Below are 23,732 nucleotides of genomic sequence, written 5' to 3'. Positions count from 1 at the left end.
CCCGAACCTCTCCTCTCTCCGATCGAGGATCGATCCCATGCCTCTCGACTATGAAATCTACGATCTCGGCGACGTCGCCCTGCAGAGTGGCGCGACCATTCGCGACTGCAAGCTCGCCTACAAGACCTTCGGCACGCTCAATGCCGCCAAGGACAACGTCATCGTCTATCCGACCTGGTACTCGGGCCAGCACTACGACAACGAATGGCTGATCGGCGAGGGCATGGCGCTCGACCCGACCAAATACTTCATCATCATCCCCAACATGCTCGGCAACGGCCTGTCGTCCTCGGCCAGCAACACGCCCGAGCCCTACAACGGCCCGCGCTTTCCTGACGTCACGCCCTACGACAACGTCCGCGTCCAGCATCGTCTGGTGACCGAGAAGTTCGGCATCGAACACATCCGCCTCGTCGTCGGCTGGTCGATGGGCGCGCTCCAGACCTTCCATTGGGGGGCGATGTACCCCGACATGATGGATCTGCTCGCCCCCTTCTGCGGCTCGGCCAAGTGCTCGCGCCACAACAAGGTCTTCCTCGAGGGCGTCAAGGCGGCGCTGACCGCCGACGGCGCCTTCGCCGAGGGTTGGTACACCACCAAGCCGGCCAAGGGCCTGCGCGCCGCCGCCCGCGTCTACGCCGGCTGGGGTTTCTCGCAGGACTTCTATCGCGCCAACCTCGACATCGACGCCCTCGGCTATTCCTCGCTCGAGGACTTCCTGGTCGCCTTCTGGGAAGGCTTCTTCCTGCCGCGCGATCCCAACAACCTGCTGACCATGCTGTGGACCTGGCAGAACGGCGACATCTCCGCCAACGAGATCTACGGCGGCGACTTCGTCAAGGCGCTCGGCGCGATCAAGGCCAAGACCTACGTCATGCCCGGCGAGACGGATCTCTATTTCCGCGTCGCCGACAGCGAGTTCGAGGTGGCGAACATGCCGAACGCCACCCTGATTCCGATCCCCTCGGTGTGGGGCCACTTCGCCGGCGGTCCGGGCACCAACCCGACCGACGTCGCCTTCCTCGACGCCAAGCTCAAGGAGCTCCTGGCGAGCTGACGCCGACGACCTCCGCCGGTCCGCCGGCGGAGGTCCCCTCTCGCAAGATCGCGCTCGGAGATCCACCATGACGACGGCGTCGGCCCATCGTGTCTCGCCTCACGATCACGCTCCCCACCACCCTCACCACCACGGCGACGACCACCACCACCACGCCCCTCGCCCGTCGATCCGGGTCGAGGGCGTGCTCGGCAGCCGGCTCGATCCCCCCTTCGCCGATCATCTCCATCGCCTCGCCCATGCCGGGGCCTGCGAGGACCTGATCCTCGACACCGTCGATCTCGCCCGCCACCGCCTGCGCGCGGTCGGCTCGCTCGGCACCGAATTCCTGATCGCCCTGCCCCGCGACGTCGTCCTCTTCGACGGGGCGGTGATCGCCTGCGGCGACCACCATGCCGCCGTCGTCCGCGTCACCGAGCGACGTTGGCTCCGCCTGCGCCCGACCGACGCCGCCGCCGCGCTCGAACTCGGCTGGAACGCCGGCAATCTCCATTGGCGGGTGCGTTTCGACGGCGACGATCTCGCCGTCGCGCTGGAGGCGCCGGAGGCCGACTACCGCGCCCGGATCGCCCCCCTGATCGCCGCCGGCCGGGTCGAGATCCTCGAGGACGGGGCATGACCGATCCGGCGGCGCTCCTCCTCGCCTTGCGCCACGCCGACGGGACCTTCCCGTCCGGCGGTTTCGCCTTCTCGCAAGGCCTCGAGGCGCGCGCCGCCCTCGCCGACGACTTCGGCCCCTTCGATCTCGCCGCCTTCCTCGCCGATCAGGTGCTGCGGCGCTGGGCCGGCGCCGATCGTGTCGCCCTCGTCCGCGCCCATCGCGCCGCGGCCGACCTCGACCGCGTCGCCACGGTCGACGCGGAGGTCGAGGCCTCGACCGCGAGCGAACCGCTGCGCGCCGGATCGCGGCGCAACGGCCTCGCCTTCCTCACCGCCCACCGCCGCCTCGGCACCCCGGGCGCCGAGGCCTACCACCGCCGGATACGCGAGGGCATGGCGCCCGGCCATGTCGCCGTCGTCCAGGGCCTCCTGTGGGCACGCCTCGGGCTCGACGAGACCACCGCGAGCGCCATGGGCGGCCATGTCGCGGTGATCGGACCGGCGACGGCGGCGATCCGGCTCGGGCTGGTCGGAGCGATCGAGGCCCAGACCGCGATCGCCACCGTGACCGCCGATCTCGCCGCCGTCTGCCGCCGCCCGATCGCCGACGGTCAGCCCTTCTCGGCCTTCCTGCCGGTCGTCGAGATCGCCTGCGCCCGCCATGCCACCGGCGACCTCCGCCTCTTTTCCAACTGAGGGATCGGCCATGCTGCTGACACCGACCGAGCTCGAGCGCCTGACGCTCTTCACCGCCGCCGAACTCGCCCGCAAGCGCCGCGCGCGCGGATTGAGGCTGAACCACCCCGAGGCCGTGGCGCTGATCGCCGACGAGATCCTGGAGGCGGCGCGCGACGGCCGCTCGGTCGCCGAGGCGATGGCCTTCGGCGCCACCGTGCTGACCACCGCCGACGTCCTGCCCGGCGTCGCCGCGATGGTGCCGATGCTCCAGGTCGAGGCCGCCTTTTCCGACGGGACCAAACTCGTCACCGTCCACGAGCCGATCCGCCCACCCGCCGGCGCCGAGGTCGACCCGCTCGAACCCGGCGCGATCCTCGCCGAGGAGGGTGAGATCGAACTCAACGCCGGTCGGCCGAAGGTCCGCCTGCGCGTCGTCAACACCGGCGACCGGCCGGTGCAGATCGGCAGCCATTTCCATTTCTTCGAGACCAACCGCGCCCTCGACTTCGACCGCGCTGCCGCCTTCGGCCTGCGCCTCGACATCGCCGCCGGCACCGCCGTCCGCTTCGAGCCCGGCCAGGAGAAGGAGGTGGTGCTCACCACCTTCGGCGGCCGCCGCGAACTGACCGGCCTCAACGGCCTGACCGAGGGGTCCGCCGACGATCCGGACGTGCGCGCGAGCGCCCTCGAGCGCGCCCGAGCCCGCGGCTTTCGCGGCGCCTGATACCGAGCTCACGCAATTTCGACTTGTTCGAAACTGCGTGAGCGAAGGCAAGCCCGACCGGGCGTCGGCCGGTCAGGCCGAAACCTCGGGAACTCCCGACGAGTCGGGAGTTCCCGAGATTGGTATGAGAGAGGAGAACGACCATGGCCATCCTGTCGCGGCGCGACTATGCCGCCCTCTACGGACCGACCGTCGGCGACGGCATCCGCCTCGCCGACACCTCGCTCGTCGCCGTGGTCGAGAAGGACCACGCGGTCCCCGGCGACGAATGCCTGCACGGCGGCGGCAAGACGCTGCGCGACGGCGCCGGCCTCGCCGCCGGCGTCACCTCGGCGCAAGGCGCGCTCGATCTCCTCCTCTGCAACGTCGTGGTGATCGACGCCGTGCTCGGCATCGTCAAAGGCGACCTCGGCATCCGCGACGGCCGCATCGTCGGCCTCGGCAAGGCCGGCAATCCCGCCGTCATGGAAGGGGTCGACCCGCGCCTCGTCGTCTCCGCCGCCACCACCGTGCGCGACTGCGAGGGCATGATCGCCACCGCCGGCGCCATCGACGTCCACGTCCATTTCGACAGCGCGCAACTCTGCGAGCACGCCATCGCCTCCGGCATCACCACCATGATCGGCGGATCGCTCGGACCGATCACCGTCGGCATCGACAGCGGCGGCCCCTTCAACACCGGCAAGATGCTGCAGGCGGCCGAGGCCTGGCCGATCAACTTCGGTTTCCTCGGGCGCGGCAACAGCCACCGCCCGGCCTCCCTGATCGAGCAGATGCAGACCGGCTGTCTCGGGCTCAAGCTGCACGAGGACTGGGGCTCGATGCCCGCGGCGATCGACTGCTGCCTCTCCGTCGCCGACGAGATGGACTTCCAGGTCCAGATCCACACCGACACGCTCAACGAATCCGGTTTCGTCGAGGATACGCTGGCCGCGATCGCCGGCCGCACCATCCACATGTACCACACCGAAGGGGCCGGCGGCGGCCATGCCCCCGACATCATCCGCGTCGCCGGGGTGCCGTGGTGCCTGCCGTCCTCGACCAACCCGACCAATCCCTACACGGTCAACACCTTCGACGAACACCTCGACATGACCATGGTGTGCCATCACCTCAACCCGGCCATCCCCGAGGACGTCGCCTTCGCCGAGAGCCGGATCCGCGCCCAGACCATCGCCGCCGAGGACGTGCTGCACGACATCGGCGCCATCTCGATGCTCGGTTCCGACAGCCAGGGCATGGGCCGCATCGCCGAGGTCGTGTGCCGCACCTGGCAGCTCGCCGACAAGATGAAGCGCCAGCGTGGCCGCCTGCCCGAGGAGGCGACCCGCATCGGCGACAACGAGCGCATCCGCCGCTACATCGCCAAATACACCATCAATGCCGCCCGCACCTTCGGCATCGACGCCCATGTCGGTTCGCTCGAGGACGGTAAGATGGCCGACGTCGTGCTGTGGCGGCCGGCCTTCTTCGGCATCAAGCCGGAACTGGTCGTCAAGGGCGGCTTCATCGCCTGGGGCGCCATGGGCGACAGCGCCGCCTCGCTGATGACCTGCGAACCGCTGATCATGCGCCCGCAATGGGGCGCCTTCGGCCGCGCCAAACAGGCGCTCTCCGCCTCGTTCGTCCATCCGCTCGCGATCGAGGCCGATCTGGGCGGATCGCTCGGCCTGTCGAAGCGACTGCTGCCCGCCTCCGGCACCCGCCGTCTGACCAAGGCCGACATGCTGCGCAACGACGCCTGCCCCGAGATCCGCGTCGATCCGCAGACCTTCGACGTCTTCGTCGACGGCGAACTCGCCACTTGTGAGCCGGCGAAGGACTTGCCGCTCGCCCGCCGCTACATGTTGAGGTGAGCCCCATGGACGTCGCGATCTCCCCCTCGAAGACGGTGCCCACCCGGCTCGGCGCCGCCCGCGTCGGCATCGGCGGCCCGGTCGGCTCCGGCAAGACCGCCCTGGTCGAACGTCTGATCCCGGCACTCGCTGAACGCGGCGTCTCGCTCGCCGTCGTCACCAACGATCTCGTCACCGCCGAGGATGCCGAGCGCATCCGCCGCTCCGGCCTGATCGACCCGGCCCGGGTGGTGGCGGTGGAGGCCGGCGCCTGCCCGCACACGGTGATCCGCGAGGACCCGACCCTCAACATCGCCGCCGCCGACGATCTCGAGGCGGCCTTTCCCGATCTCGACCTGATCCTGATCGAGAGCGGCGGCGACAATCTCGCCTCGACCTTCTCGCTCGATCTGGTCGACTGGTGGATGTTCGTCATCGACGTCGCCGGCGGCGACGACATCCCCCGCAAGAAGGGGCCGGGGGTGATCCGGTGCGACCTCCTGGTCGTCAACAAGATCGACCTCGCCCCCCATGTCGGGGTCGATCTCGAGCGCATGACCCGGGAGGCCGACGCGGTGCGCTCCGGCCGGCCGATCGCCCTCACCGTCTGCCGCGACGGCGACGGCATCGACGCGGTCATCGATCACATCTGCCGCGACGTGTTGCTGCGATGAGCGCGATCCGGCCCGTCCCGGCGACCGCAGGCTCGGAGAGCGCGGCCGGGATCACCGGCCGCACCGGCCGCTTCGATCTCGCCTTTCACCGGGTCGGGGCGACCACCCGCCTCGGCGCGCAATTCGTCTCCTACCCCTTCCACATGACGCGGCCCTTCGCGCTCGACGCGGCGCTGCCCGAATTCGCCACGGTCTATCAACAGTCGGCCTCGGGCGGGGTCTATCGCGGCGACCGGATGGAGACCCGGATCGCCCTCGGCCGCGAGGCGGCGGTCCATCTGACCACCCAGTCGGCGACGATCGCCCACGACGCCCGAGGGAGCGCGGCCCGTCTCGCCACCATCCTCGACCTCGAGGACGGGGCCTATCTGGCGATGACGCCGGATCCGCTGGTGCTCTTTCCCGGCGCCGCCGTCGAGACGACGACCGAGGTCCGGCTCGGCGACGGCGCGGTCGCCTGTCTGACGGAAGCCTTCGTGGTTCACGACCCTCGCGCGGCCGGCGCCACCTTCGCCCGCCTCGCCTCGGCGACCACGGTCCGCGCGGCGTCGAACCGCCTCCTCTTCGCCGATCGCTTCGATCTCGCCGGCACCGATCTCCTCGGACCGCAGGGCGCGATCGGTGCCCGACGGCTGGTCGCGACCCACCTGCTGCTCGGCCCGAAGGAACGCCTTCCCGAGCCCACCGCCCTGATCGCGGCCACCACCGGCGAGGGTTTCGTCGCGGGTCTGCTCGACCTGCCCAACGCGGCCGGCTTCGCGGTCCGCGTCGTCGCCGACGACGCGATCGCCGAGCGGGCGGTCGCGGCGGCGATCTTCCGTCTCTCGGTCCGCGCCGCCCTCGGTGCCGACCCGGCGCCACGTCGCAAGTGAGATCTCGGCGGGCGACCGCCGAGATCCGTCCGCCTCACCGCGAGGCGAGGCGGAAATAGAGCGCCGACAGCGCCTTGCCGAGATCCTCCGGGCGCGCCAGGGCGACGAAGTTGCCGCGCCCGAAGATCCGATCGCCGGTCGTATGCGTCGCGCCGATGCCGAGGCCGAAGGCGTCGATCCCGGCCGAACGCAACTCGCGCACCGCCCGGCGCGCATCCTCGACCAGATAGATCGGATCGTCGCAATCGACGTCGAAGGGCTCGCCGTCGGTGATCACCACCAGGAGCCGCCGATAGGCGCGTTGGCCGGCGAAGCGGCGCCCGCCGTGCCGCAGCACCGCCCCGAGCCGCGTCGAGCGTCCCGGCGTCAGACCGGCCAGCCGCGCCTTGCTCGTGGTGTCGAAACGATCGGCGAAATCCTTGACCGCGGTGATCCGCACGTCCTCACGTCCGTCGGAGGCGAAGCCTTCCAGCGCCAGACGATCGCCGAGCGCGTCGATCGCGGTGGCCAGCACCGCCGTCGCCTCGATCTCCACGTCGAGCACCCGGTTCGACCGGCCGGGCAGACGATCGCGCGTGCTCTCGGACGTGTCGATCATGATCAGCGTCGCGAGGTCGCGGATCTTGCGATCGGTGCGACGATAGACGCGATGATCCGGCGCCTCGCCGACTCGGCGGGCGATCGCCGCGCCGATCGCCGCGTCGAGATCGAGCATGTCGCCCTCGCCCTGCCGCTTGAGGCGCTGCGGCAGGCCGAGACGTGCGCCGCGGATCATCGCCTCGACCCGGCGCGCCGGACCGGACACCACGTCGTTCAGCCGATCGACCGCCTCCTCGGCGGTGGCGTTCGGCCGATAGGCCCGCACCGTCACCCAGTCCGGCCGCTCCTGAGCCGCCTCATGATCCCATTCCGGCAGACGGCCGATCACCGTGCCGTCGTCCTCGCTCGCCGGGGCCGGTCGCGCCCGCCCGACCGCCTCGTCGGTCTCGGGCGGAAGGTCGTCGCCCGGCCGGCCGTCGTCGCGCTCTTCTTCCTTGCGCTTCATCGCCTCGACGGCGACGTCGATCTCGGTCGCCTCCGCCTCCGGCGGACGCTCCGAGGTCCACAGTCCCGCATGATCGTCGCGATAGATCGGATCGACCACCCAGGTCTTGGCGTTGAAGGAGAGCCGCATCTGGCCGAGATCGTTGCCGAGGAGATTGCCGATCTCCCGCGAGATCGAGGGATCGTCGAGCCGGTCCCGCGCCGCGTCGAAGAGGGCGCGTGCCTTGGCGATCCAATGTTCGGGATCCTCGTAGGCCGGATCGAACAAAGCCCGCGCCATCCGCGCCATCAGGAAGGGCACGGTGCGGGCGGTGTCCGGACCGATCACGTGGAACGGCCGCCACAGCCGGGCGAGACCGGGAAACCGCCGCAGCGCCAGCGTCTCCACCCGGGCGTCCTCGATCAGCGAGGTGAGCGCGATCTGCACCGGCTTCAATCGGCGCGGATCGAACGGCGCCCCGCCGAAGAGCCGATGGGCGGTCGCATGCGCCAGCACCGCCGCCGCCAGCGCTCCCTGCTCTTCCGCCGGCACGTCGGGGAAGGATTCCGGCATCACCACGATCGGCGCTGCGAGACTCGCGCGCGCCGCGCCATGGGCGAAGCGGATGGTCGGCTTCTCGCCCGAGAGCGCGGCGGCGAAGCCGATCGCCTCGGGCATCGCCCGCCGCAACGCCCCGGCGCGCCCGTGATCGCGCAACCGTTCCCGCGCCAGCGGATCCTCGAGCGCCACATAGGCGATGAGCCGGACCTTGTCGGTGGCATAGGCCCTGAGCCCGGCCGCCAGCCACTCGCCATAGGCCGAGGAGCCGACCACCGGCAGCACCTGGGCGAGCACCGAAATCGCCGGCTCCACCGCCTCGGGCCGCTTCTGCGAGAGATCGACCAACGCCGTCAGCACCGGATCGATCTCCACGCCGACCAGTCCGACCAGAGTCTCGGCGGCACTCGTCAACGCGGTCGCGGCGCGCGATCCCGCCTCCCGGCAGATCGCTTGGGCCGCCCGCGCCACCGCGATCGGCGTCGCGAGATCCCCCCGCCGCCCGAGCCGTGTCGTCGCGGCGAAGAAGGCGAGCGTGCAGGCGACCCCGGCATTCGCCCGCTGGAGGGCGAGCGCGCTCGCGCACCAGTCGTCCCAGAGATCGGGGGCGAACCCCTCCGCCACCGCCGAGGCCTCACGGAAGCTCGGCGCCAGCGTCTCGCGTGCCAGCACCATGCGCCCGAGCACGTCGAAGGTGTCCGGCGCCGTGCCGCCGACCGCGATCGCCGTCGTCATGCGATACAGGCCTCGATCGCCCGCGACAGGGCCGCGCGCATGTCGACGTCGTCGGTGACCGGCACCACCAGAGCGATGCGACAGGCTTCGCGCACCGGAATGCCGCGGCCGATCAGACGCCCCGCCTGGATCAGCATGCGCGTCGAGGCGCCTTCGTCGAGGCCATGGCCGCGCAGATTGCGCGAGCGCGCGCCGATCTCCACCACGAGCCGCGCAACGTCCTCGGAGATGCCGGCCTCGTGGGCGATGATCTCGCTCTCCACCTGCGGCGAGGGATAGTCGAAATCGAGCGCGACGAAGCGCTGCTTGGTCGATTCCTTCAGGTCCTTGACCGCGCTCTGATAGCCGGGGTTGTAGGAGACGACGAGGTGGAAGTCGGGATGAGCGGCGATCAGCTCGTTGCGCTTCTCGATCGGCAGCACCCGGCGATCGTCGGTGAGCGGATGGATCACCACCGTCGTGTCCTGGCGCGCCTCGACGATCTCGTCGAGATAGAGAATGGCGCCGTGGCGCACCGCGAGCGTCAGCGGCCCGTCCTGCCAGACGGTGCCCTCGGCATCGAGCAGGAAGCGGCCGACCAGATCGGAGGCGGTCATGTCCTCGTGACAGGCGACGGTGATCAGCGGCCGGCCGAGACGATGCGCCATGTGCTCGACGAAACGCGTCTTGCCGCAGCCGGTCGGCCCCTTCAGCATCATCGGTATGCGATCGGCGTGAGCCGCCTCGAAGACCTCGATCTCGGCCCCCGTCGCACGGTAGTAGGGATTGCCCTCGACGCGATAGCGCGCCAGCGGATGTTCAGCGTTCATGACGCCTCCGGTGCCCTTCGGGCACAAAAAAAGCCGCCCCTCACGTGATGTGAGGCGGCGGCACTCGTTGCCTGAATGCGATCGGCGCGTCCTTGAGCCGACCCGGACAGCTTAACGCGGAAGGTCTCCTTTTCGCAAGCGCGTCGTCCGAGAGGGAAGGGCGAGAATCGCTTCTTTCGGTCGACCGCCGATCGCGAGCGCCGGGGGAATCCTCCCTCGGCACCCCTATCGACATGCATTCCACATGAATGTCGACGCCATATCTCGGCCGGCGCTCCTCGCGCGATCCGCCCCCCTCTCCCGCGTCAGAGCGTGTCTTCCATGACGACGTGACCGGGCGAGACGGTGCGATAGCGCCGCTCGGGCGGGCGATAGCCGAGCGGCCGCACCGGGCTCTTCAACTCCTCGACGTCGAGGTTCCGGCGGATGCCGCGCCGGGCCGGATCGGGGACGGGAACCGCCGCGATCAGCTTCTTCGTATAGGGGTGCTGCGGATTGCCGAAGAGGGCGGCGCGCGGGCCGATCTCGACGATCTCGCCGAGATACATCACCGCCACCCGGTGACTGACCCGCTCGACCACCGCCATGTCGTGGGAGATGAAGAGGAAGGCGATCTTCAGGCTCTCCTGGAGATCCATCAGCAGATTGCAGACCTGCGCCTTGATCGAGACGTCGAGGGCGGAGACGCTCTCGTCGGCGACGATCACCTTCGGGTCGAGCGCCAGCGCCCGGGCTATGGCGATGCGCTGGCGTTGCCCGCCGGAGAATTCGTGCGGATAGCGGCTCGACATGTCGGCGCTCAAGCCGACGCGCTCGAGGAGATCGGCGGCCTTGTCACGGGCCTCGGCGCGCGAGCCGAGACGATGGGTCGTGAAGGGCTCGGCGACCGAGGCCCCGACCGTCATGCGCGGATTGAGGCTGGCGAAGGGATCCTGAAAGATCATCTGGATGCTGCGCCGCATGCGCCTCAGATCGGAACCGCCGAGATCGAGGACGTCGAACCCGTCGAGTTCGACGCTGCCCGAGACCGGCTCGACGAGACGCATGATCGAGCGCCCCGTGGTCGACTTGCCGCAGCCCGATTCGCCCACCAGCGCCAGCGTCTCGCCCTGGTGGAGATCGAAGGAGACGCCCTCCACCGCGTGGATCGCCCCCGTGCGCCGCCCGAAGACGCCGCCGCGCACGTCGAACCGGGTGACGAGATCGCGCACGCTGAGGACCGGGGGCTCGCCGCGATCGACCGTTCCGACGACCGGAGCGGCGGGAAGGCGCTCGCCGGTCTCCATGTCGACGACGGCGAAACGCTCGGGGTCGGTCGTCTCCCCCATCTCGCCGAGACAGGGCACCGCCGAGAGGAGCGCCCGCGTATAAGGATGACGGCCGTGATGGAAGACGTCACGGGTGGTCCCGGTCTCCACCACGTCGCCGCGATACATCACCATGGTCCGATCGGCGACTTCCGCCACCACGCCCATGTCGTGGGTGATGAAGAGCACCGACATGTTCTCCTCTTCCTGCAACTGCTTGATCAGGTCGAGGATCTGGCCCTGGATCGTCACGTCGAGGGCCGTCGTCGGCTCGTCGGCGATCAGGAGCTTCGGCTTGGAGGCGAGCGCCATGGCGATCATCACGCGCTGACGCATGCCGCCGGAGAACTGATGGGGATATTCGTCGAAACGGGCGGCGGCGTTGGGGATGCGCACCTTCTCGAGCAGCCGCACCGTCTCGGCGCGCGCCGCCGAGCGCGTCAGGCCGAGATGGCGGACGAGCGATTCGGAGATCTGCCGGCCGATCGTAAAGACCGGATTGAGGCTGGTCATCGGCTCCTGGAAGATCATCGCCATGTCGCGACCGCGAATGGCGCTCATCTCCGTCTGCGAGAGCGACGAGAGATCGCGCCCCATCAGGCGGATCCGCCCCTCGACCCGGCTCACCCGCGGCGGCAGGAGGCCCATCACCGCCAGCGACGTGACGCTCTTGCCGGATCCGCTCTCGCCGACGATCGCCAGGGTCTCGCCCGGGGCGACCTCGAAGGAGACGTCGCGCACCACCGTCGCCCGACGTCCGTCGGTGAGAAACGAGACGCTCAGCCCCTCGACGGCGAGAACCGGCCCGGCCGGGCGCGAATCGGGGGTCGGATCGGACTTCGACACGGTCATGGGGACGTCCTTCGTCGGCGCGTCTCGCATCGTCGCGCTCACGGCTTCCAGGGAGTGGCGAAGGAGGCGGAGGGGCGGCCTTCCGCCTCGCGCGCCGCCTCGAGATCGGCGATGCGGCGATCGATCTCGCTGCGATCGAGCATGCCGCCGGGATTGCCCCGGGTCGGCATCGTCTCGGCCACGTGGAGATAGCGCTCGCCCGCCACCGCCCACAGGCGGCGCAGTTCCGCGAGCGGATCGGGATGATCGTCGGCGCGGATGTCGAGCCACGGATAGGGCTGGTCGCGGTAGACGACGATCGCCGCCGACTGCCGGCCGCGCTTGTCGCCGCCGGCGTCCTCGCCGGCCTGCATCGCCTCGAGGAAACGCTCGACGAGCGGCTTGCCGGCGCCCGCCTGAAAGACCGCCAGCGTCGTCTCGATCACCTGCGGCCCGGCCAGCATGTTGCCGGCGACCGAGACGTTCTCCGCCACGAGATGGCCGGCCCAGTCGATGCAGGCCTCCCCGGTGAAGGCGGTGTTGCGCCCGTGCGCGTCGATCATGTGGACCTGCCGCTGGCGATGGCCCGCGTCGCGTCCGGTGAGGATCCCGACCACAGCCTCCGGCGCATGCCCCTCGGCGAGGAGGGCGAGCCCGTCGACCCCGTAGAGCGGATTGACGAAGGCTTGGGTCGCGACCGCGCCGACGCCCGGCCGGATGTTCGGAACCAGGGTTCCGACCGAGAAGAACCGGCTCGCGACGGCGATGCCGAAATGACCGTTCGCGGGATCGCGAGCGACGATGGACCAGGTCATGGATCACCTCCCGATGGCGTAGGCCTGCATCAGTCTGGGGGTCGCGGCGGCGCGCAGGAGGCCGTCGGGGTCGCGTTCCGCCGCCGTCAGACGGCCGATCGTCCAAGGCTCGGTCACCGTCAGGCGATGGCCGCGCCGCCGCAGCTCCTCGAGCGTCGCCGCAGGGAAGGAGGATTCCAGCATCACGCTGCCGGGATCGCTGGTGCGCGGGTGGAACGAGCCGGGGAAATGCGCGGTGTGGAAGAGCGGCCGATCGATCGCCGCCTGGAGATCGAGACCGTGATGGACGTGGCGCAGGAAGAAGGAGAGCTGCCACTGGTCCTGCTGATCGCCGCCGGGCGTGCCGAAGGAGAGCGTCGGCCGTCCCTCGTGGAGCGCGAGCGAGGGGGTGAGCGTGGTGCGCGGTCGCTTGCCCGGCGCCAGCGAGGTCGGCAGATCCGGCGCGAGCCAGAACATCTGCGCCCGCGAATTGAGGCAGAAGCCGAGGCCCGGAACCGTCGGCGACGACTGGAGCCAGCCGCCCGACGGCGTCACCGAGACCATGTTGCCGTGGCGGTCGATGACGTCGATGTGGACGGTGTCGCCGCGCTTCTCGCTGAGATGGGCCATGGTCGGCTCGTAGACCGCGCCGGTCTTCGAGGTCGCGCCGAGCATCGCCAAGGTGCGGTCGACCTGCACCTCGTAACCGGGAACCCGGCCGGGACGCAGTTCGAGCGACGCCGTCTCCCCGATCAGCCGGCGCCGCTCGGCCGCATAGGGCTCGCTCAGCAGCGTCTCGATCGGAACGGTGATGAAGTCGGGGTCGCCGTAATAGGCCTCGCGGTCGGCATAGGCGAGCTTCATCGCCTCGACCACGGTATGGACGAAGTCCGGCCCGTCCGGATCCATCGCGGCGACGTCGATCCCGGCGAGGATCGACAGGCTCTGCAACAGCACCGGCCCCTGGCCCCAGGGCCGGGTCTTGGCGACGGTCCAGCCGTGATAGTCGAAGGTCTGCGGCGCCTCGACGGTCGCCGACCAGTTCGCCATGTCGTCGGCGGTCAGAACGCCCTTGTGGCGGTTGCCGCTGGCGTCCATCACCTCGGCGGTGGCGAGATAGGCGGCGATGCGCTCGGCGACGAAGCCGCGATAGAAGGCGTCGCGCGCCCGTTCGATCCCGGCCTCGCGATTGCCCGCCGCATCCGCCTCGGCGACGATCCGCCGCCAGGTCTCGGCGAGGACGGGATTGCGGAAGAGGTCACGCGGTCGCGGCACGTTCCCACCCGGCAGCCAGGTCTCGTGCGAGGTCGGCCAATGCTCGGCGAAGAAGGGCGCGAGCCCGGCGATGGTCGCCGAGACCCGCGTCAGCAACGGATGGCCGGCCTCGGCATAGTGGATCGCCGGCTCGAGCACCTCGCGCACGCTCATCGAGCCGTGGTCGCGCAGCATCAGCATCCAGCCGTCGAAGGCGCCGGGGATGACGGTGGCGAGGAGGCCGTCGCCGGGGATGATGTCGAGCCCCTCGGCCCGATAGTGCTCGATGGTCGCGCCCGCCGGCGCCGGCCCCTGGGCGCAGATCACCTCGGTGCGCCCGGTCCGGGCCGAATGGATCACCGCCGGCAGGTCGCCGCCCGGACCGCACAGATGCGGCTCGACGACCTGAAGGACGAAGCCGGCCGCGACGGCCGCGTCGAAGGCGTTGCCGCCCTTCTCGAGGATGGCCATGCCGACGGCCGAGGCGATCCAGTGCGTCGTGGTGACGACGCCGAAGGTACCGAGGATTTCCGGACGCGTGGTGAACCCGGTCATGTGTGATTCCGTTCGCGGTTGGCGTGTCGGGAAGGGTGGTGGATCGTTCGGGCGATCAGGCGGCGCGGGGATCGAGGGCGTCTCTGAGCCCGTCGCCCAGGAGATTGAACCCGACGACGACGAGGAAGATCGCGCCACCCGGCCACACCGCCATCCACGGCGCCTGGGTGAGAAAGTTCTTCGCGACGTTGAGCATGGAACCCCAACTCGCCGCCGGCGGCTGCTGGCCGAGACCGAGGAAGGAGAGGCTCGCCTCGGCGATGATCGCCGTGGCGATGGTCAGCGTCGCCTGCACCAGGATCGGCGGCAGGACGTTGGGGAAGACGTAGCGCGCCATGATCGCGACCGGCCCCAGGCCGATCGCCCGCGCCCCCTCGACATATTCCTCCGCCTTGACCGCGAGCACCTGGCCTCGGGTCAGGCGGATGAAGATCGGCAGCGCCGACAGCGCGATGGCGATCATCGAATTGATCAGGCTCGGACCGAGGAAGGCGGCGAGCGCGATCGCGGTGATCAGGAACGGCATCGCCAGGAACGCCTCGGTGATGCGGCTGACGACGATGTCGAGCCAACCGCCGAGATAGCCGGAGACGATGCCGAGCGGCACGCCGATCGAGACCGCCAGCATCACCGAGAAGAGGCCGGCGGAGAGCGAGGCGCGCGCGCCCCAGATCATCCGCGCGAGAATGTCGCGGCCGAGTTCGTCGGTGCCGATCGGATGGGCCCAGGTCGGCGGCTTGCGGATCGCCGTCCAGCTCGTCTGGATCGGATCGGCGATCGGCAGAAGCGGCGCGAGGAGGGCGAGGATCGCGAAGGTCGCGACGATGCCGAGCCCGACCAGCGCCGCCTTGTTGGCGGCGAGCTTGCGCCAGGCGCGGCTCGACGGGCGCTTCGCCGTCCCCCGGGATGCGTCGAGCGTGGTCACATCGAGGCCCTCATGCGCGGGTTCAGGACGACGTAGAGCACGTCGGCGAGGAGGTTCATGCCGATGAAGCCGATCGCCGTGCACAGCACGACGCCCTGCACCACCGCGTAGTCGCGAGTGAAGACGGCGTCGACGATGAGCTTGCCGAAGCCGGGAATGGTGAAGATCTGCTCGGTCAGCACCGCCCCGGCGAGCAGCTCGCCGAAGAGGAGCGCGCTCAGCGTGACGATCGGCAGCACCGCGTTGCGGAACCCGTGCGACAGGATCACCGCCCGTTCCGACAGGCCCTTGGCGCGCGCCGTGCGGACGTAGTCGGAGCTGAGCACGCCGATCATCGCCGAGCGGGTGTGGCGCATCATCGAGGCGGCGAGCGCGTTGCCGAGCACGAAGGACGGCATCAGCATCGTCTTCAAGGAGAGGAGCGGATCGACGAAGAAGGGCTGGTAGCCCGACGCCGGCAGCCAGCCGAGCTTCACCGAGACCAGCAGGATCAACATGATCCCGAGCCAGAAGTTCGGCACCGAGAGCCCCGACAACGCCAGGACGCTGGTCAGATAATCGAGGAACGTGTTCTTCTTGACCGCCGCGAGCACCCCGAGCGGGATGCCGATCAGCAGAGCGAAACTCATCGACATCAGCGCGAGTTGCAGCGTCACCGGCAGTTTCTCGGCGATCAGATCGACCACCGGCTGATTGGTCCTGAGCGAGATGCCGAGATCGCCCTGCACCGCGTTGCCGATCCAGGCGGCGTATTGCATCGGGATCGGGTCGTTCAGATGGTACTTCTCGCGCAGCAGCTCGAGCAGCGCCGGATCCCGCTCCTCGCCCGCCATCACCAGGACGGGATCTCCCGGCAGCAGCTTCTGCAGGGAGAAGACGAAGAGCGAGATGATCAGCAGCGTCGGGATCGCCAGGAGCAGGCGACGGGCAATGAAGACGTACATCGGGCACTCCGGCTCGACCGGGTCGACGTGAGGCGGGAGGAGAGGACGACCTCCCCTCCCGAGGCTCGGTCACTTGGACTTGGCGAGGCCGGTCAGGCGGATCATGCCGTCGGGCGAGGGCACGAAGCCGGTGAGCTTCTTGTCGAACGCCCACAGCCACGACTGATGGCCGAGGTAGATGTAGGGCATGTCGTCGTCGAGGATCTTGGCCGCGGCGTCGTACTTCTCCTTGCGCACCTTGGTGTCGACCGAGGCCCGCGCGGCGTTGAGCAGTTCGTCGACCTTCGGGTTGCAGTAGTGCACCTCGTTGAGGGCCGCCTTGCAGGTGACGAACTGGTGGATGTTGCCGTCCGGATCGACGCGGCCGGACCAGTCGGTGCGCGCGGTCTGGAAGTTGCCGGCGGTCTCCTCGTTGAGAAGCGTGGCGAATTCGGTCGTCTTCAGCGTCACGTCGAAGCCGGCCTCGGCGACCATCGCCTGCACCGCCTGCATCATCTGGCCGACGATCGGCTGGTTGGAGATCAGCATCTCCACCGGCACCCGGTCGTAGCCGGCCGCCTTCAGGAGCGCCTTGGCCTTGGTGACGTCACGGGCGGGAACCGGGATCGACTTGTCGTACCACGGGCTCGTCGGGGCGAAGGGTTGGTTGCCGGCCGGCGCGGTCCCCTCGTAGACGATCTGGTTCAGCGCCTCGCGATCGATGGCGAGCGAGAAGGCCTGACGCACCCGCTTGTCCTTGCCCATCGGATTGTCGGCGCGCGGGCCGTGGCCGACGTTCACGTAGATCGAGAGAAACCCGAGATTGACCACCTGGGCCTGGGCGAGCTTCGCATCGCCCTTCACGGTCGCCACGTCGGTCGGCACCATGCGCTCGATCAGGTCGAGGTCGCCGGCGCGCAGATTGGCGAGACGCACGGTCGAATCGACGATCGGCAGATAGGTCACCTTGTCGAAGTGGATCTGGTCCTTGTTCCAATAGTCGGCGAACTTCTCGAGCACGATGCGATCCTGCTGGATGCGCTCGACGAACTTGAACGGACCGGCGCAGACCGGATGGCTGGAGAAATTGGCGCCGAGCGCGGCCGCCGCCTTCGGCGACACGATCATGCCGGCGCGGTCGGAGAGCTGGGCGAGGAGCGTCGCGTCGGGCTGCTTCAGCTTGAAGGCGACCTCGAGCGGGCCGGTCGCGGCGACGCTCTCCACCGAGGAGAGTTCGCTCTTGCGGCGCGATTCCGGCATCTTCATGTTGCGTTCGATCGTCGCCACCACCGCGGCGGCGTCCATGTCGGTGCCGTCGTGGAACTTGACGCCCGACCGGAGCTTCATGGTGAGGACCTTGCCCTCACCCGACCACGCCCATTCGGTGGCGAGCTGCGGCACGATCTCGAGGCCGGGCGATACGTCGACGAGCTTGTCGCACATCGCCGTATAGACGATGCGGCCGACGAAGGTGCGCGACTGCGCGGGATCGAGCATGTCCGGATCTTCGGCGAGACCGATCTTGAGGTCCGCGGCGAAGGCAGGGGCCGCGAACAGCGCGCCCGCCAGGGCCGTCGCCAGAAATCGTAGTTTCGTCATACCCTTCTCCTCTTCGTCTTCCATCGCGCCGAGCCCCCGACGGAGCCGCGTGTCTCGTGGTCTCAGGTGTGCGAGCGCTCCGCGAGCGGGTCGTGCGAGGTGGCGCGCACGAGGCTCTCCTGGAGCGTCAGAAGGTGACGGCGCATCGCCTCGGCGGCGCCGAGCGGATCGCGCGCGGCGATCGCGTCGATGATCGCCAGATGCTGATCGTGGGTGACCGGCCGCGTCTTGGCGGCGGAGCGCGCCTGTTCGCGGATCTTCTGCCACGCCGGCTCCTGCCGGACGCGGTTCATCACGTCGAACAGCACCAGCAGCAGCTTGTTGTTCGCGCAACGCGCGATCTGGCGATGCAGCGCCCCGTCCCAGAGCTCGCGCCCGTCGGCGTCGACGCATTCGTCGATCTTGGCGATCAGATCGTACATGCCGCGAATGTCGGCGGGGCCGGCCCGCAACGCCGCGAGCTGGGCGAGCTGCGGCTCGAGACGCAACCGCACCTCCATCACCTCCATCGCGTCGGTGCCGGCGACGAGCACGCCGAGATCGTCGTAGGGCTCGGCCGGGCGCGTCCCGGCGAAGGTCCCCGACCCCTGACGGCGCCACACCAGCCCCTCCGCCTCGAGCACCTCGAGCGCCCGTCGCACCGAGCGCCGGCCGACGTCGAACTCCTCGGCGAGGCTCCGCTCGGTCGGCAGACGCGCGCCGGCGGCGAAGCGGCCCGACCGCAACAGGTCACGCAGGCGCTCCAGGGCGACGTTGGAATTGTCTCGATCGTCCGTCACGGAATGGCCCGCACCAATTTTCGATTGGTTCAGTCCATCGCGAAAGAGAGATCCCGTCAAGGCGGAAAATGACCAGAAACCACTCTTGACCAACGATTGGGCAGATTTGTCATGCGGTGGAGAACACAACGTTCGGAACGCTCACCGCTTCGGCGCCGAGGGATCCAGCATGCGCCGGATGTTGAGCGAGGAACTGGCGACGTGGAGCATCATCGCCGCCTGCGCCGCGTCCGGGTCCTTGGCGAGGACCGCGGCGAGAATGCCCTCGTGCTCCGCTTGGGACGATGCGAGGCGATCGGTCTGGCGGAACTGCGCCTCGCGATAGGGCGCGGCGCGCACCCGCAGCTGCCCCGCCACCTCCTTCAGATGATCGTTGCGAGCGCTGTCGAAGACGAGCTGGTGGAAGCGCGCGTTGAGGCGTGCATAGGCCTCGCCGTCCCCCGCGGCCGCCGCCTCGGCGCCCTCGCGCACGCAGGCCTCGAGCTCCTGCCGCTCGACCTCGCTCATCCGCGCCGCGCCGAGCCGCGCGCACACCGCCTCGATCTCGCACAGGGCCTCGAGCAGGTCACCGAGCTCGGCCGGCGGCAGGCGGCGCACTCGAAAGGAACGCCGCGCGCCCCGTTCGGCGAGACCGGCCATCGCCAACCGCTGCACCGCCTCGCGCACCGGCGTCCGCGACACGCCGAACCGTTCGGCGAGCGCCACCTCGTTCAAGGCATCGCCCGGCCTCAGCCCCCCGTCGATGATCTGATCGACGATCGCCGCATAGAGCCGATCCGCCGTGGGACCGACCGAGGTCGGACCGATGTCGAGAAGGGAGTCGTCGGCCATGCCCGCATCGTCTTCTTGCATATTGAATGCACCATATGCATACATATACCATCTTTGCGATGCAGAACCATAACCGACCTCGACGTCCCTTCCCAGAGGCGATGTGGTCGCCCCGGCCCTCGATCGCGAAGCCCCGGCTGTGCCTCACCTCCCGGTCGCCCACGCGCTCCGCGCCGGCGAACCGCCGACATCACGGGTCCCACCATGAATCTCGCCCGCCTGCGCCCCGACAATTTCACGCTCGCCATCGCCGGAGCGGTGGTCGTCGCCACCTTCCTACCCGCGACCGGCACGGTCGAGGTCGCGCTGAACCAGGCCGTGAAGGTGGCGATCGCGCTCCTCTTCTTCATGCACGGCGCCAAGCTCTCGCGCGCGGCGGTCGTCTCGAGCCTGTTGCACTGGCGCCTGCACCTCCTGATCCTCGCCGCGACCTTCGTTCTGTTCCCGATCCTGGGTCTGTCGATTCGCGCGTGGATGCCGGGCCTGCCGCCGGAGATGACCGCCGGCATCGTCTATCTGGCCATTCTCCCGTCGACGGTTCAGTCGTCGATCGCCTTCACCTCGATCGCCCGCGGCAACGTCGCCGCCGCCGTGTGCGCGGCCTCGCTCTCCAACTTCGTCGGGATCTTCGCGACGCCGGTCCTGGCCGCCGTGGTCCTCCACACCTCCGGCGTGACGGTCTCCGGCGACGCGGTCGTCGGGATCTTCGAACAGCTGCTGCTGCCCTTCGTCCTCGGCCAGCTGGCGCAGCCGTGGATCGGCCCGTGGATCCGCCGCAATGCCAAGGTCCTGTCCTATTTCGATCGCGGCTCCATCCTCGGGGTCGTCTATCTGGCCTTCGGCCACGCCGTCCTCGGCGGCATCTGGCACACCGTCACCCCCGGCATGCTGGCGCTGCTCCTGGTGGTCCTCGCCGGACTTCTGGGCGTGGCGCTGACGGCGACGACCGGCGTCGCCCGCCTCCTCGGCTTCTCGCGCGAGGACGAGATCGCGATCGTCATGTGCGGATCGAAGAAGAGTCTCGCGAGCGGCGTTCCGATGGCGACCATCCTGTTCGCCGGCCTCGACATGGGCCTATTGGTGCTGCCGCTGATGATCTTCCATCAGATGCAGCTGATGGTCTGCGCGATGCTCGCCCAACGCTACGCCGCCCACGCCCCCGCCACCGCCCCCGCCACCGCCCCGGCCGAGTGACCCTCGCTCCCGTCGAGACGCCGCCCGACGACGCCTCGACGGGAGAGAAGCCCCGGACGCGATGCGCGCCCTCGACGCACCGAGATGCGATGCGCGGATGGAGAACGCATACGCGCAAGGAGGCCTCGGCGCAGGCGGCATCGAAGATCATACGGCGAAGATCGGAGGAGAATTGGTGGAGCTGAGGGGATTTTCGAGTTTGTTCGAAATTCCCTTTGCATTTCAACGGCCTGACGTCTTGCCCCCGGTGTCTGGTGTAACAGTGTTCGGCGACGGGCCGAAGGGACCTCGACCATGCTGGAACGGAAGACGCCCCGGAGTCAAAGGGGGATTCCGAGGCCCCGAAATCGAAGGGCGACAGAGCGAACCCTCATCGCTGCCGCGCGCATCGAACGGCGTCTTTCGGATTGAGGAATCGTATCCAATAGGATACATTCTCCTCATGAACACCTTCATCCGCCACGCGGACTTTGACGATTGGCTTCGCCGCCTGCGCGATGCAAGGGGGAAGGCTCGCATCCTCGCCCGGATCAAGTCGGCGGAAGCCGGCAACTTCGGCGACTGCGAACCGATCGGAGACGGCGTGAGCGAGATGCGGGTGCATTTCGGGCCGGGATATCGCGTCTACTTCGTGCGTCATGAAGCCGTCGTCTACGTTCTCCTCTGCGGCGGCGACAAGTCCTCGCAGGACCGGGACATTCGACGCGCCAGGGAATTGGCGCGAGAGTTGAGGACAGATCGATGACCGACAAACTAGCCCCCTTCGATGCCTCCGACTACCTCGACGACGAAGAGGTGATGGCCGAATACCTCGCGGCCTGCCTCGAAGATTCCAACCCCGACGTGTTCCTTTCTGCCTTGGCCGATGTGGCGAAGGCAAAGGGCATGGCGCAGGTGGCGAAGGCGTCCGGCCTCGGACGGGAAAGCCTCTACAAGGCCCTCGCACCGGGCGCGCATCCGCGCCATGAGACCATTCGAAAGGTGGTCGCCGCGCTCGGGTTGAAGATCACGGTCGCGCCTGCGGCGGCGGAGTGACTTCGCGTCGTCCCTTCTCTCACGGTGAGCGAATCCAACGGCGAGCGCGACGCCCGAGGCTTACCCATGCGGCGGCCATGCGCCGAATGGAAGGAATTTCCAGCGACACCGCCTGTGGCGCCCCTTGTTAGAAATTCTTTCCGCATCACGCTCTATGTTGCGTAGAATAATCTTCCGACGAAAAGAAGGGGTTCGCGGAAAAACCCAATGATATCAATAGGCCGAAATTCAGGGTTTTCACGACGCGACCAGCGCTCATTCGGAGGCAGGCCGCCTATCGAAGACGCGGAGGCTTCTGGATAAAAATTCTTATAAACTCAATATGAACGCAACTTTTTTCTAAAAAACCGCCATTTCGAGAAATAGTAAGAGGACAAAACCAAAAGGTAGAAATAGTAGTAGATCATTACTATTCCTACCATTTGAAATCCGCCGAGAGGCGAAATCGCCCGAAGCATGGAATCGAGGCTGCGCGAGGTTGAGTTCAGATCGAAGAATGTCCGAGAAAACCAACTGTCACAAAAGACCCTCGGATTCCTCTGATTGTGTTCAGATTGTGGCACGCTTTCGCCGGGATTTTGCCACAATCTGCCGATGTAGTAATTTCGGTAGTAGGAATGGTAGGTCGTTACTATTGGAAAAACACCCCGATTTGGGGGTCTACCATTTGGCTAACGTGTTCTGCCGTAAGGCAAAAATGGTCTTCTAGACCAAAAAGTAAATTACTATTACTATTTGGAGGTCTCTCTACTCTCTCTATGAATCAAAAAGAAAACTTAGCTGCGGTATTCTTTGTTTTTCCTTATTTCAGGAAGTTGGGATATTCTCTGAATTGAAGAATGCCGCAGCCAAGTTATTTTTTCTGGGGAAGACCGAGGGTGGGAGCGCTCGATAGTGAATGGTAATTTTACTGGATGAGGTCAGACGGAAGAATTTTCTCTTTCTCTGATCTGAACCCGCGCTCCGCGATGGCCCTTCCCAACGCGCGCGAACACCATCACCCCATCCCCTGTGGACTTCAGACCCACATCCTCCATCCACCCGGTTCAGTGTAGACCTCCCCAGTTGAGTTCAGACCGAAGGGTTCAGTGCAGACTCACACCTTCCTCACTGTGGTTCAGTCCAGATCTCCACCCTCCATCCACCCGGTTCAGTTCAGACCGAAGGGTTCAGTTCAGATCCTAAAGAAGGGGAGGTTGAGGTCAGACCTCGACCGCCCGTCCGAGGGTGAGCACCGATCCGGCGCCGCGCGACGTGCACGGGAACTCTGGTTCCGATCCGCCCGCCGTTACCGCCCACAAGATCCCCTCCTCCGTGCGCCCGATGACGACATCAGACCCGCGTCGATCGCGCCCGAGTCGCTCGGCGGCGGCCGTGTCGATCATCTCGGGACCGGCGAGAGGCGGCAGCCCGTCCGCCCCCTGATGCAACGTGACCGCTATGGATGGAGCTGCCGTCAGAGGGAACAGGGGAGGCTCGTCACCCCCGATCACCACCGCATGTGAGGTGCCGATTTCATCGCCCTCGTCGACGTAGTCGTGGCGAATGAACGCCAGACGGCCGCTCGCACCCGCAAAGACCAATGTCTCGTCGTTTGAAACAACATCTCGCAGATAGAAAAGCTTACTATTCGCGCATTCAATTTGTGTATTCAGTCGCATACCACACTCTCCGGGTATTAATTGCGTACTCTTCTATCAAAAAAAGCGTCTCAATTCCGAGTCAATACTATGAAATCAGTCGGTAAGATCGCAAATTTACCCCGTCTTTTGCTTCGAATCGCGGGAGTTCGGTACAGCGACGGTGATCCGCCCCGTCTCTGTAGCGGGAGCAAATGGTCATCGATGTACTGCATCTTGTATTTCAATCGCTTACGATGTGGATATGTAGCGGTATTTGGGAGATTACTTCTCTCCATGGAGCGCAGGCATCAGCCGAACCCGACTCGGCTCGCGCTCTCGGTCGACCACGGCGGGTCCGCGTGCGCCGTACCCGGCGACTGCCATTGGACCTGACGTGCTCCCCATTTTCCTGCCGGTCATAAGTTTGGTCCGGCGGTGATCTGGCCCTGATCGGACCGGGTGGCGAACACCGACGGCGCGAGGCCGCCGAGGCTCGAATGGGGGCGGAGGGTGTTGT

General features: G+C 67.7%; 21 protein-coding genes. 10 read left to right on the top strand and 11 right to left on the bottom strand.

Going from position 1 to position 23,732, the window contains the following annotated elements; translation table 11 throughout:
• Positions 1-37 precede the first annotated feature (37 nt).
• The 7 genes from J3S89_RS01515 to J3S89_RS01485 all read left to right on the top strand — a co-directional run bounded on the left by J3S89_RS01515 (position 38) and on the right by J3S89_RS01485 (position 6,440).
• The gene (locus J3S89_RS01515; protein ID WP_217925710.1) at positions 38-1,057 is read left to right on the top strand and encodes an alpha/beta fold hydrolase; all 1,020 of its coding nucleotides are present in this window, start codon (positions 38-40) and stop codon (positions 1,055-1,057) included.
• Between the two features lie 67 nt (positions 1,058-1,124).
• Positions 1,125-1,676 carry an urease accessory protein UreE gene (locus tag J3S89_RS01510; protein WP_238481807.1) on the top strand — a complete coding sequence of 184 codons (552 nt, stop codon included), beginning with the start codon at positions 1,125-1,127 and terminating at the stop codon, positions 1,674-1,676.
• Positions 1,673-2,353 carry an urease accessory protein UreF gene (locus J3S89_RS01505; RefSeq protein WP_217925709.1) on the top strand — a complete coding sequence of 227 codons (681 nt, stop codon included), beginning with the start codon at positions 1,673-1,675 and terminating at the stop codon, positions 2,351-2,353. Before J3S89_RS01510 ends, J3S89_RS01505 begins: the two co-directional genes overlap by 4 nt.
• Positions 2,354-2,363: 10 nt before the next feature.
• Entirely contained in the window at positions 2,364-3,059 is a 696-nt protein-coding gene (locus J3S89_RS01500; RefSeq protein ID WP_217925708.1) for an urease subunit beta, read from the top strand.
• Positions 3,060-3,202: 143 nt separating this feature from the next.
• Positions 3,203-4,915: an urease subunit alpha gene (ureC, locus tag J3S89_RS01495; RefSeq protein ID WP_217925707.1), complete on the top strand. Its 1,713-nt coding sequence runs from the start codon at positions 3,203-3,205 to the stop codon at positions 4,913-4,915.
• A gap of 5 nt (positions 4,916-4,920) precedes the next feature.
• On the top strand, positions 4,921-5,568 hold the full coding sequence (gene ureG / locus J3S89_RS01490) for an urease accessory protein UreG (protein WP_217925706.1): 648 nt from the start codon (positions 4,921-4,923) through the stop codon (positions 5,566-5,568).
• The gene (locus J3S89_RS01485; RefSeq protein WP_217925705.1) at positions 5,565-6,440 is read left to right on the top strand and encodes an urease accessory protein UreD; all 876 of its coding nucleotides are present in this window, start codon (positions 5,565-5,567) and stop codon (positions 6,438-6,440) included. Before ureG ends, J3S89_RS01485 begins: the two co-directional genes overlap by 4 nt.
• 34 nt (positions 6,441-6,474) lie before the next feature.
• On the opposite strand, the gene J3S89_RS01480 is transcribed toward J3S89_RS01485, so the two are convergent.
• From J3S89_RS01480 to J3S89_RS01435, 10 genes are all read right to left on the bottom strand, one after another.
• Positions 6,475-8,757, bottom strand: a complete 2,283-nt coding sequence (locus J3S89_RS01480; RefSeq protein WP_217925704.1) for a nitric oxide reductase activation protein NorD — start codon at positions 8,755-8,757, stop codon at positions 6,475-6,477.
• Positions 8,754-9,566, bottom strand: coding sequence for a CbbQ/NirQ/NorQ/GpvN family protein (locus J3S89_RS01475; RefSeq protein WP_217925703.1), 813 nt, complete (start codon positions 9,564-9,566; stop codon positions 8,754-8,756). The genes J3S89_RS01480 and J3S89_RS01475 overlap by 4 nt, the downstream gene beginning before the upstream one ends.
• 305 nt (positions 9,567-9,871) lie before the next feature.
• Positions 9,872-11,725 carry an ABC transporter ATP-binding protein gene (locus tag J3S89_RS01470; RefSeq protein WP_217925702.1) on the bottom strand — a complete coding sequence of 618 codons (1,854 nt, stop codon included), beginning with the start codon at positions 11,723-11,725 and terminating at the stop codon, positions 9,872-9,874.
• 38 nt (positions 11,726-11,763) lie between these two features.
• Complete coding sequence (locus J3S89_RS01465; RefSeq protein WP_217925701.1) at positions 11,764-12,519, bottom strand: DUF1028 domain-containing protein; 756 nt, start codon at positions 12,517-12,519, stop codon at positions 11,764-11,766.
• 3 nt (positions 12,520-12,522) lie between these two features.
• The gene (locus J3S89_RS01460; protein WP_217925700.1) at positions 12,523-14,307 is read right to left on the bottom strand and encodes a gamma-glutamyltransferase family protein; all 1,785 of its coding nucleotides are present in this window, start codon (positions 14,305-14,307) and stop codon (positions 12,523-12,525) included.
• Between the two features lie 55 nt (positions 14,308-14,362).
• Positions 14,363-15,232, bottom strand: a complete 870-nt coding sequence (locus J3S89_RS01455; protein WP_217925699.1) for an ABC transporter permease — start codon at positions 15,230-15,232, stop codon at positions 14,363-14,365.
• Positions 15,229-16,176 carry an ABC transporter permease gene (locus tag J3S89_RS01450; protein ID WP_217925698.1) on the bottom strand — a complete coding sequence of 316 codons (948 nt, stop codon included), beginning with the start codon at positions 16,174-16,176 and terminating at the stop codon, positions 15,229-15,231. The genes J3S89_RS01455 and J3S89_RS01450 overlap by 4 nt, the downstream gene beginning before the upstream one ends.
• 69 nt (positions 16,177-16,245) lie before the next feature.
• Complete coding sequence (locus tag J3S89_RS01445) at positions 16,246-17,754, bottom strand: ABC transporter substrate-binding protein (RefSeq protein ID WP_217925697.1); 1,509 nt, start codon at positions 17,752-17,754, stop codon at positions 16,246-16,248.
• A gap of 62 nt (positions 17,755-17,816) precedes the next feature.
• On the bottom strand, positions 17,817-18,533 hold the full coding sequence (locus tag J3S89_RS01440; RefSeq protein ID WP_217925696.1) for a FadR/GntR family transcriptional regulator: 717 nt from the start codon (positions 18,531-18,533) through the stop codon (positions 17,817-17,819).
• A 141-nt stretch (positions 18,534-18,674) separates the two neighbouring features.
• On the bottom strand, positions 18,675-19,364 hold the full coding sequence (locus tag J3S89_RS01435) for a GntR family transcriptional regulator (protein WP_217925695.1): 690 nt from the start codon (positions 19,362-19,364) through the stop codon (positions 18,675-18,677).
• A gap of 204 nt (positions 19,365-19,568) precedes the next feature.
• On the opposite strand from J3S89_RS01435, the gene J3S89_RS01430 reads away from it, so the two are divergent.
• From J3S89_RS01430 to J3S89_RS01420, 3 genes are all read left to right on the top strand, one after another.
• The gene (locus J3S89_RS01430; protein ID WP_217925694.1) at positions 19,569-20,558 is read left to right on the top strand and encodes a bile acid:sodium symporter family protein; all 990 of its coding nucleotides are present in this window, start codon (positions 19,569-19,571) and stop codon (positions 20,556-20,558) included.
• A gap of 442 nt (positions 20,559-21,000) precedes the next feature.
• Positions 21,001-21,303 carry a type II toxin-antitoxin system RelE/ParE family toxin gene (locus J3S89_RS01425; RefSeq protein ID WP_217925693.1) on the top strand — a complete coding sequence of 101 codons (303 nt, stop codon included), beginning with the start codon at positions 21,001-21,003 and terminating at the stop codon, positions 21,301-21,303.
• On the top strand, positions 21,300-21,593 hold the full coding sequence (locus J3S89_RS01420) for an addiction module antidote protein (RefSeq protein ID WP_217925692.1): 294 nt from the start codon (positions 21,300-21,302) through the stop codon (positions 21,591-21,593). The genes J3S89_RS01425 and J3S89_RS01420 overlap by 4 nt, the downstream gene beginning before the upstream one ends.
• A gap of 1,202 nt (positions 21,594-22,795) precedes the next feature.
• Here J3S89_RS01420 and J3S89_RS01415 read toward each other — a convergent pair.
• Complete coding sequence (locus J3S89_RS01415) at positions 22,796-23,254, bottom strand: hypothetical protein (protein WP_217925691.1); 459 nt, start codon at positions 23,252-23,254, stop codon at positions 22,796-22,798.
• Positions 23,255-23,732: the final 478 nt, after the last annotated feature.

It is taken from the genome of Pinisolibacter aquiterrae, from assembly GCF_019160155.1.
In the GTDB taxonomy this organism is placed as follows: Bacteria; Pseudomonadota; Alphaproteobacteria; order Rhizobiales; family Ancalomicrobiaceae; genus Pinisolibacter; species Pinisolibacter aquiterrae.
The sequence above is the reverse complement of the archived record's forward strand: the minus strand, read 5'-3'. Positions and strand labels throughout refer to the sequence as shown.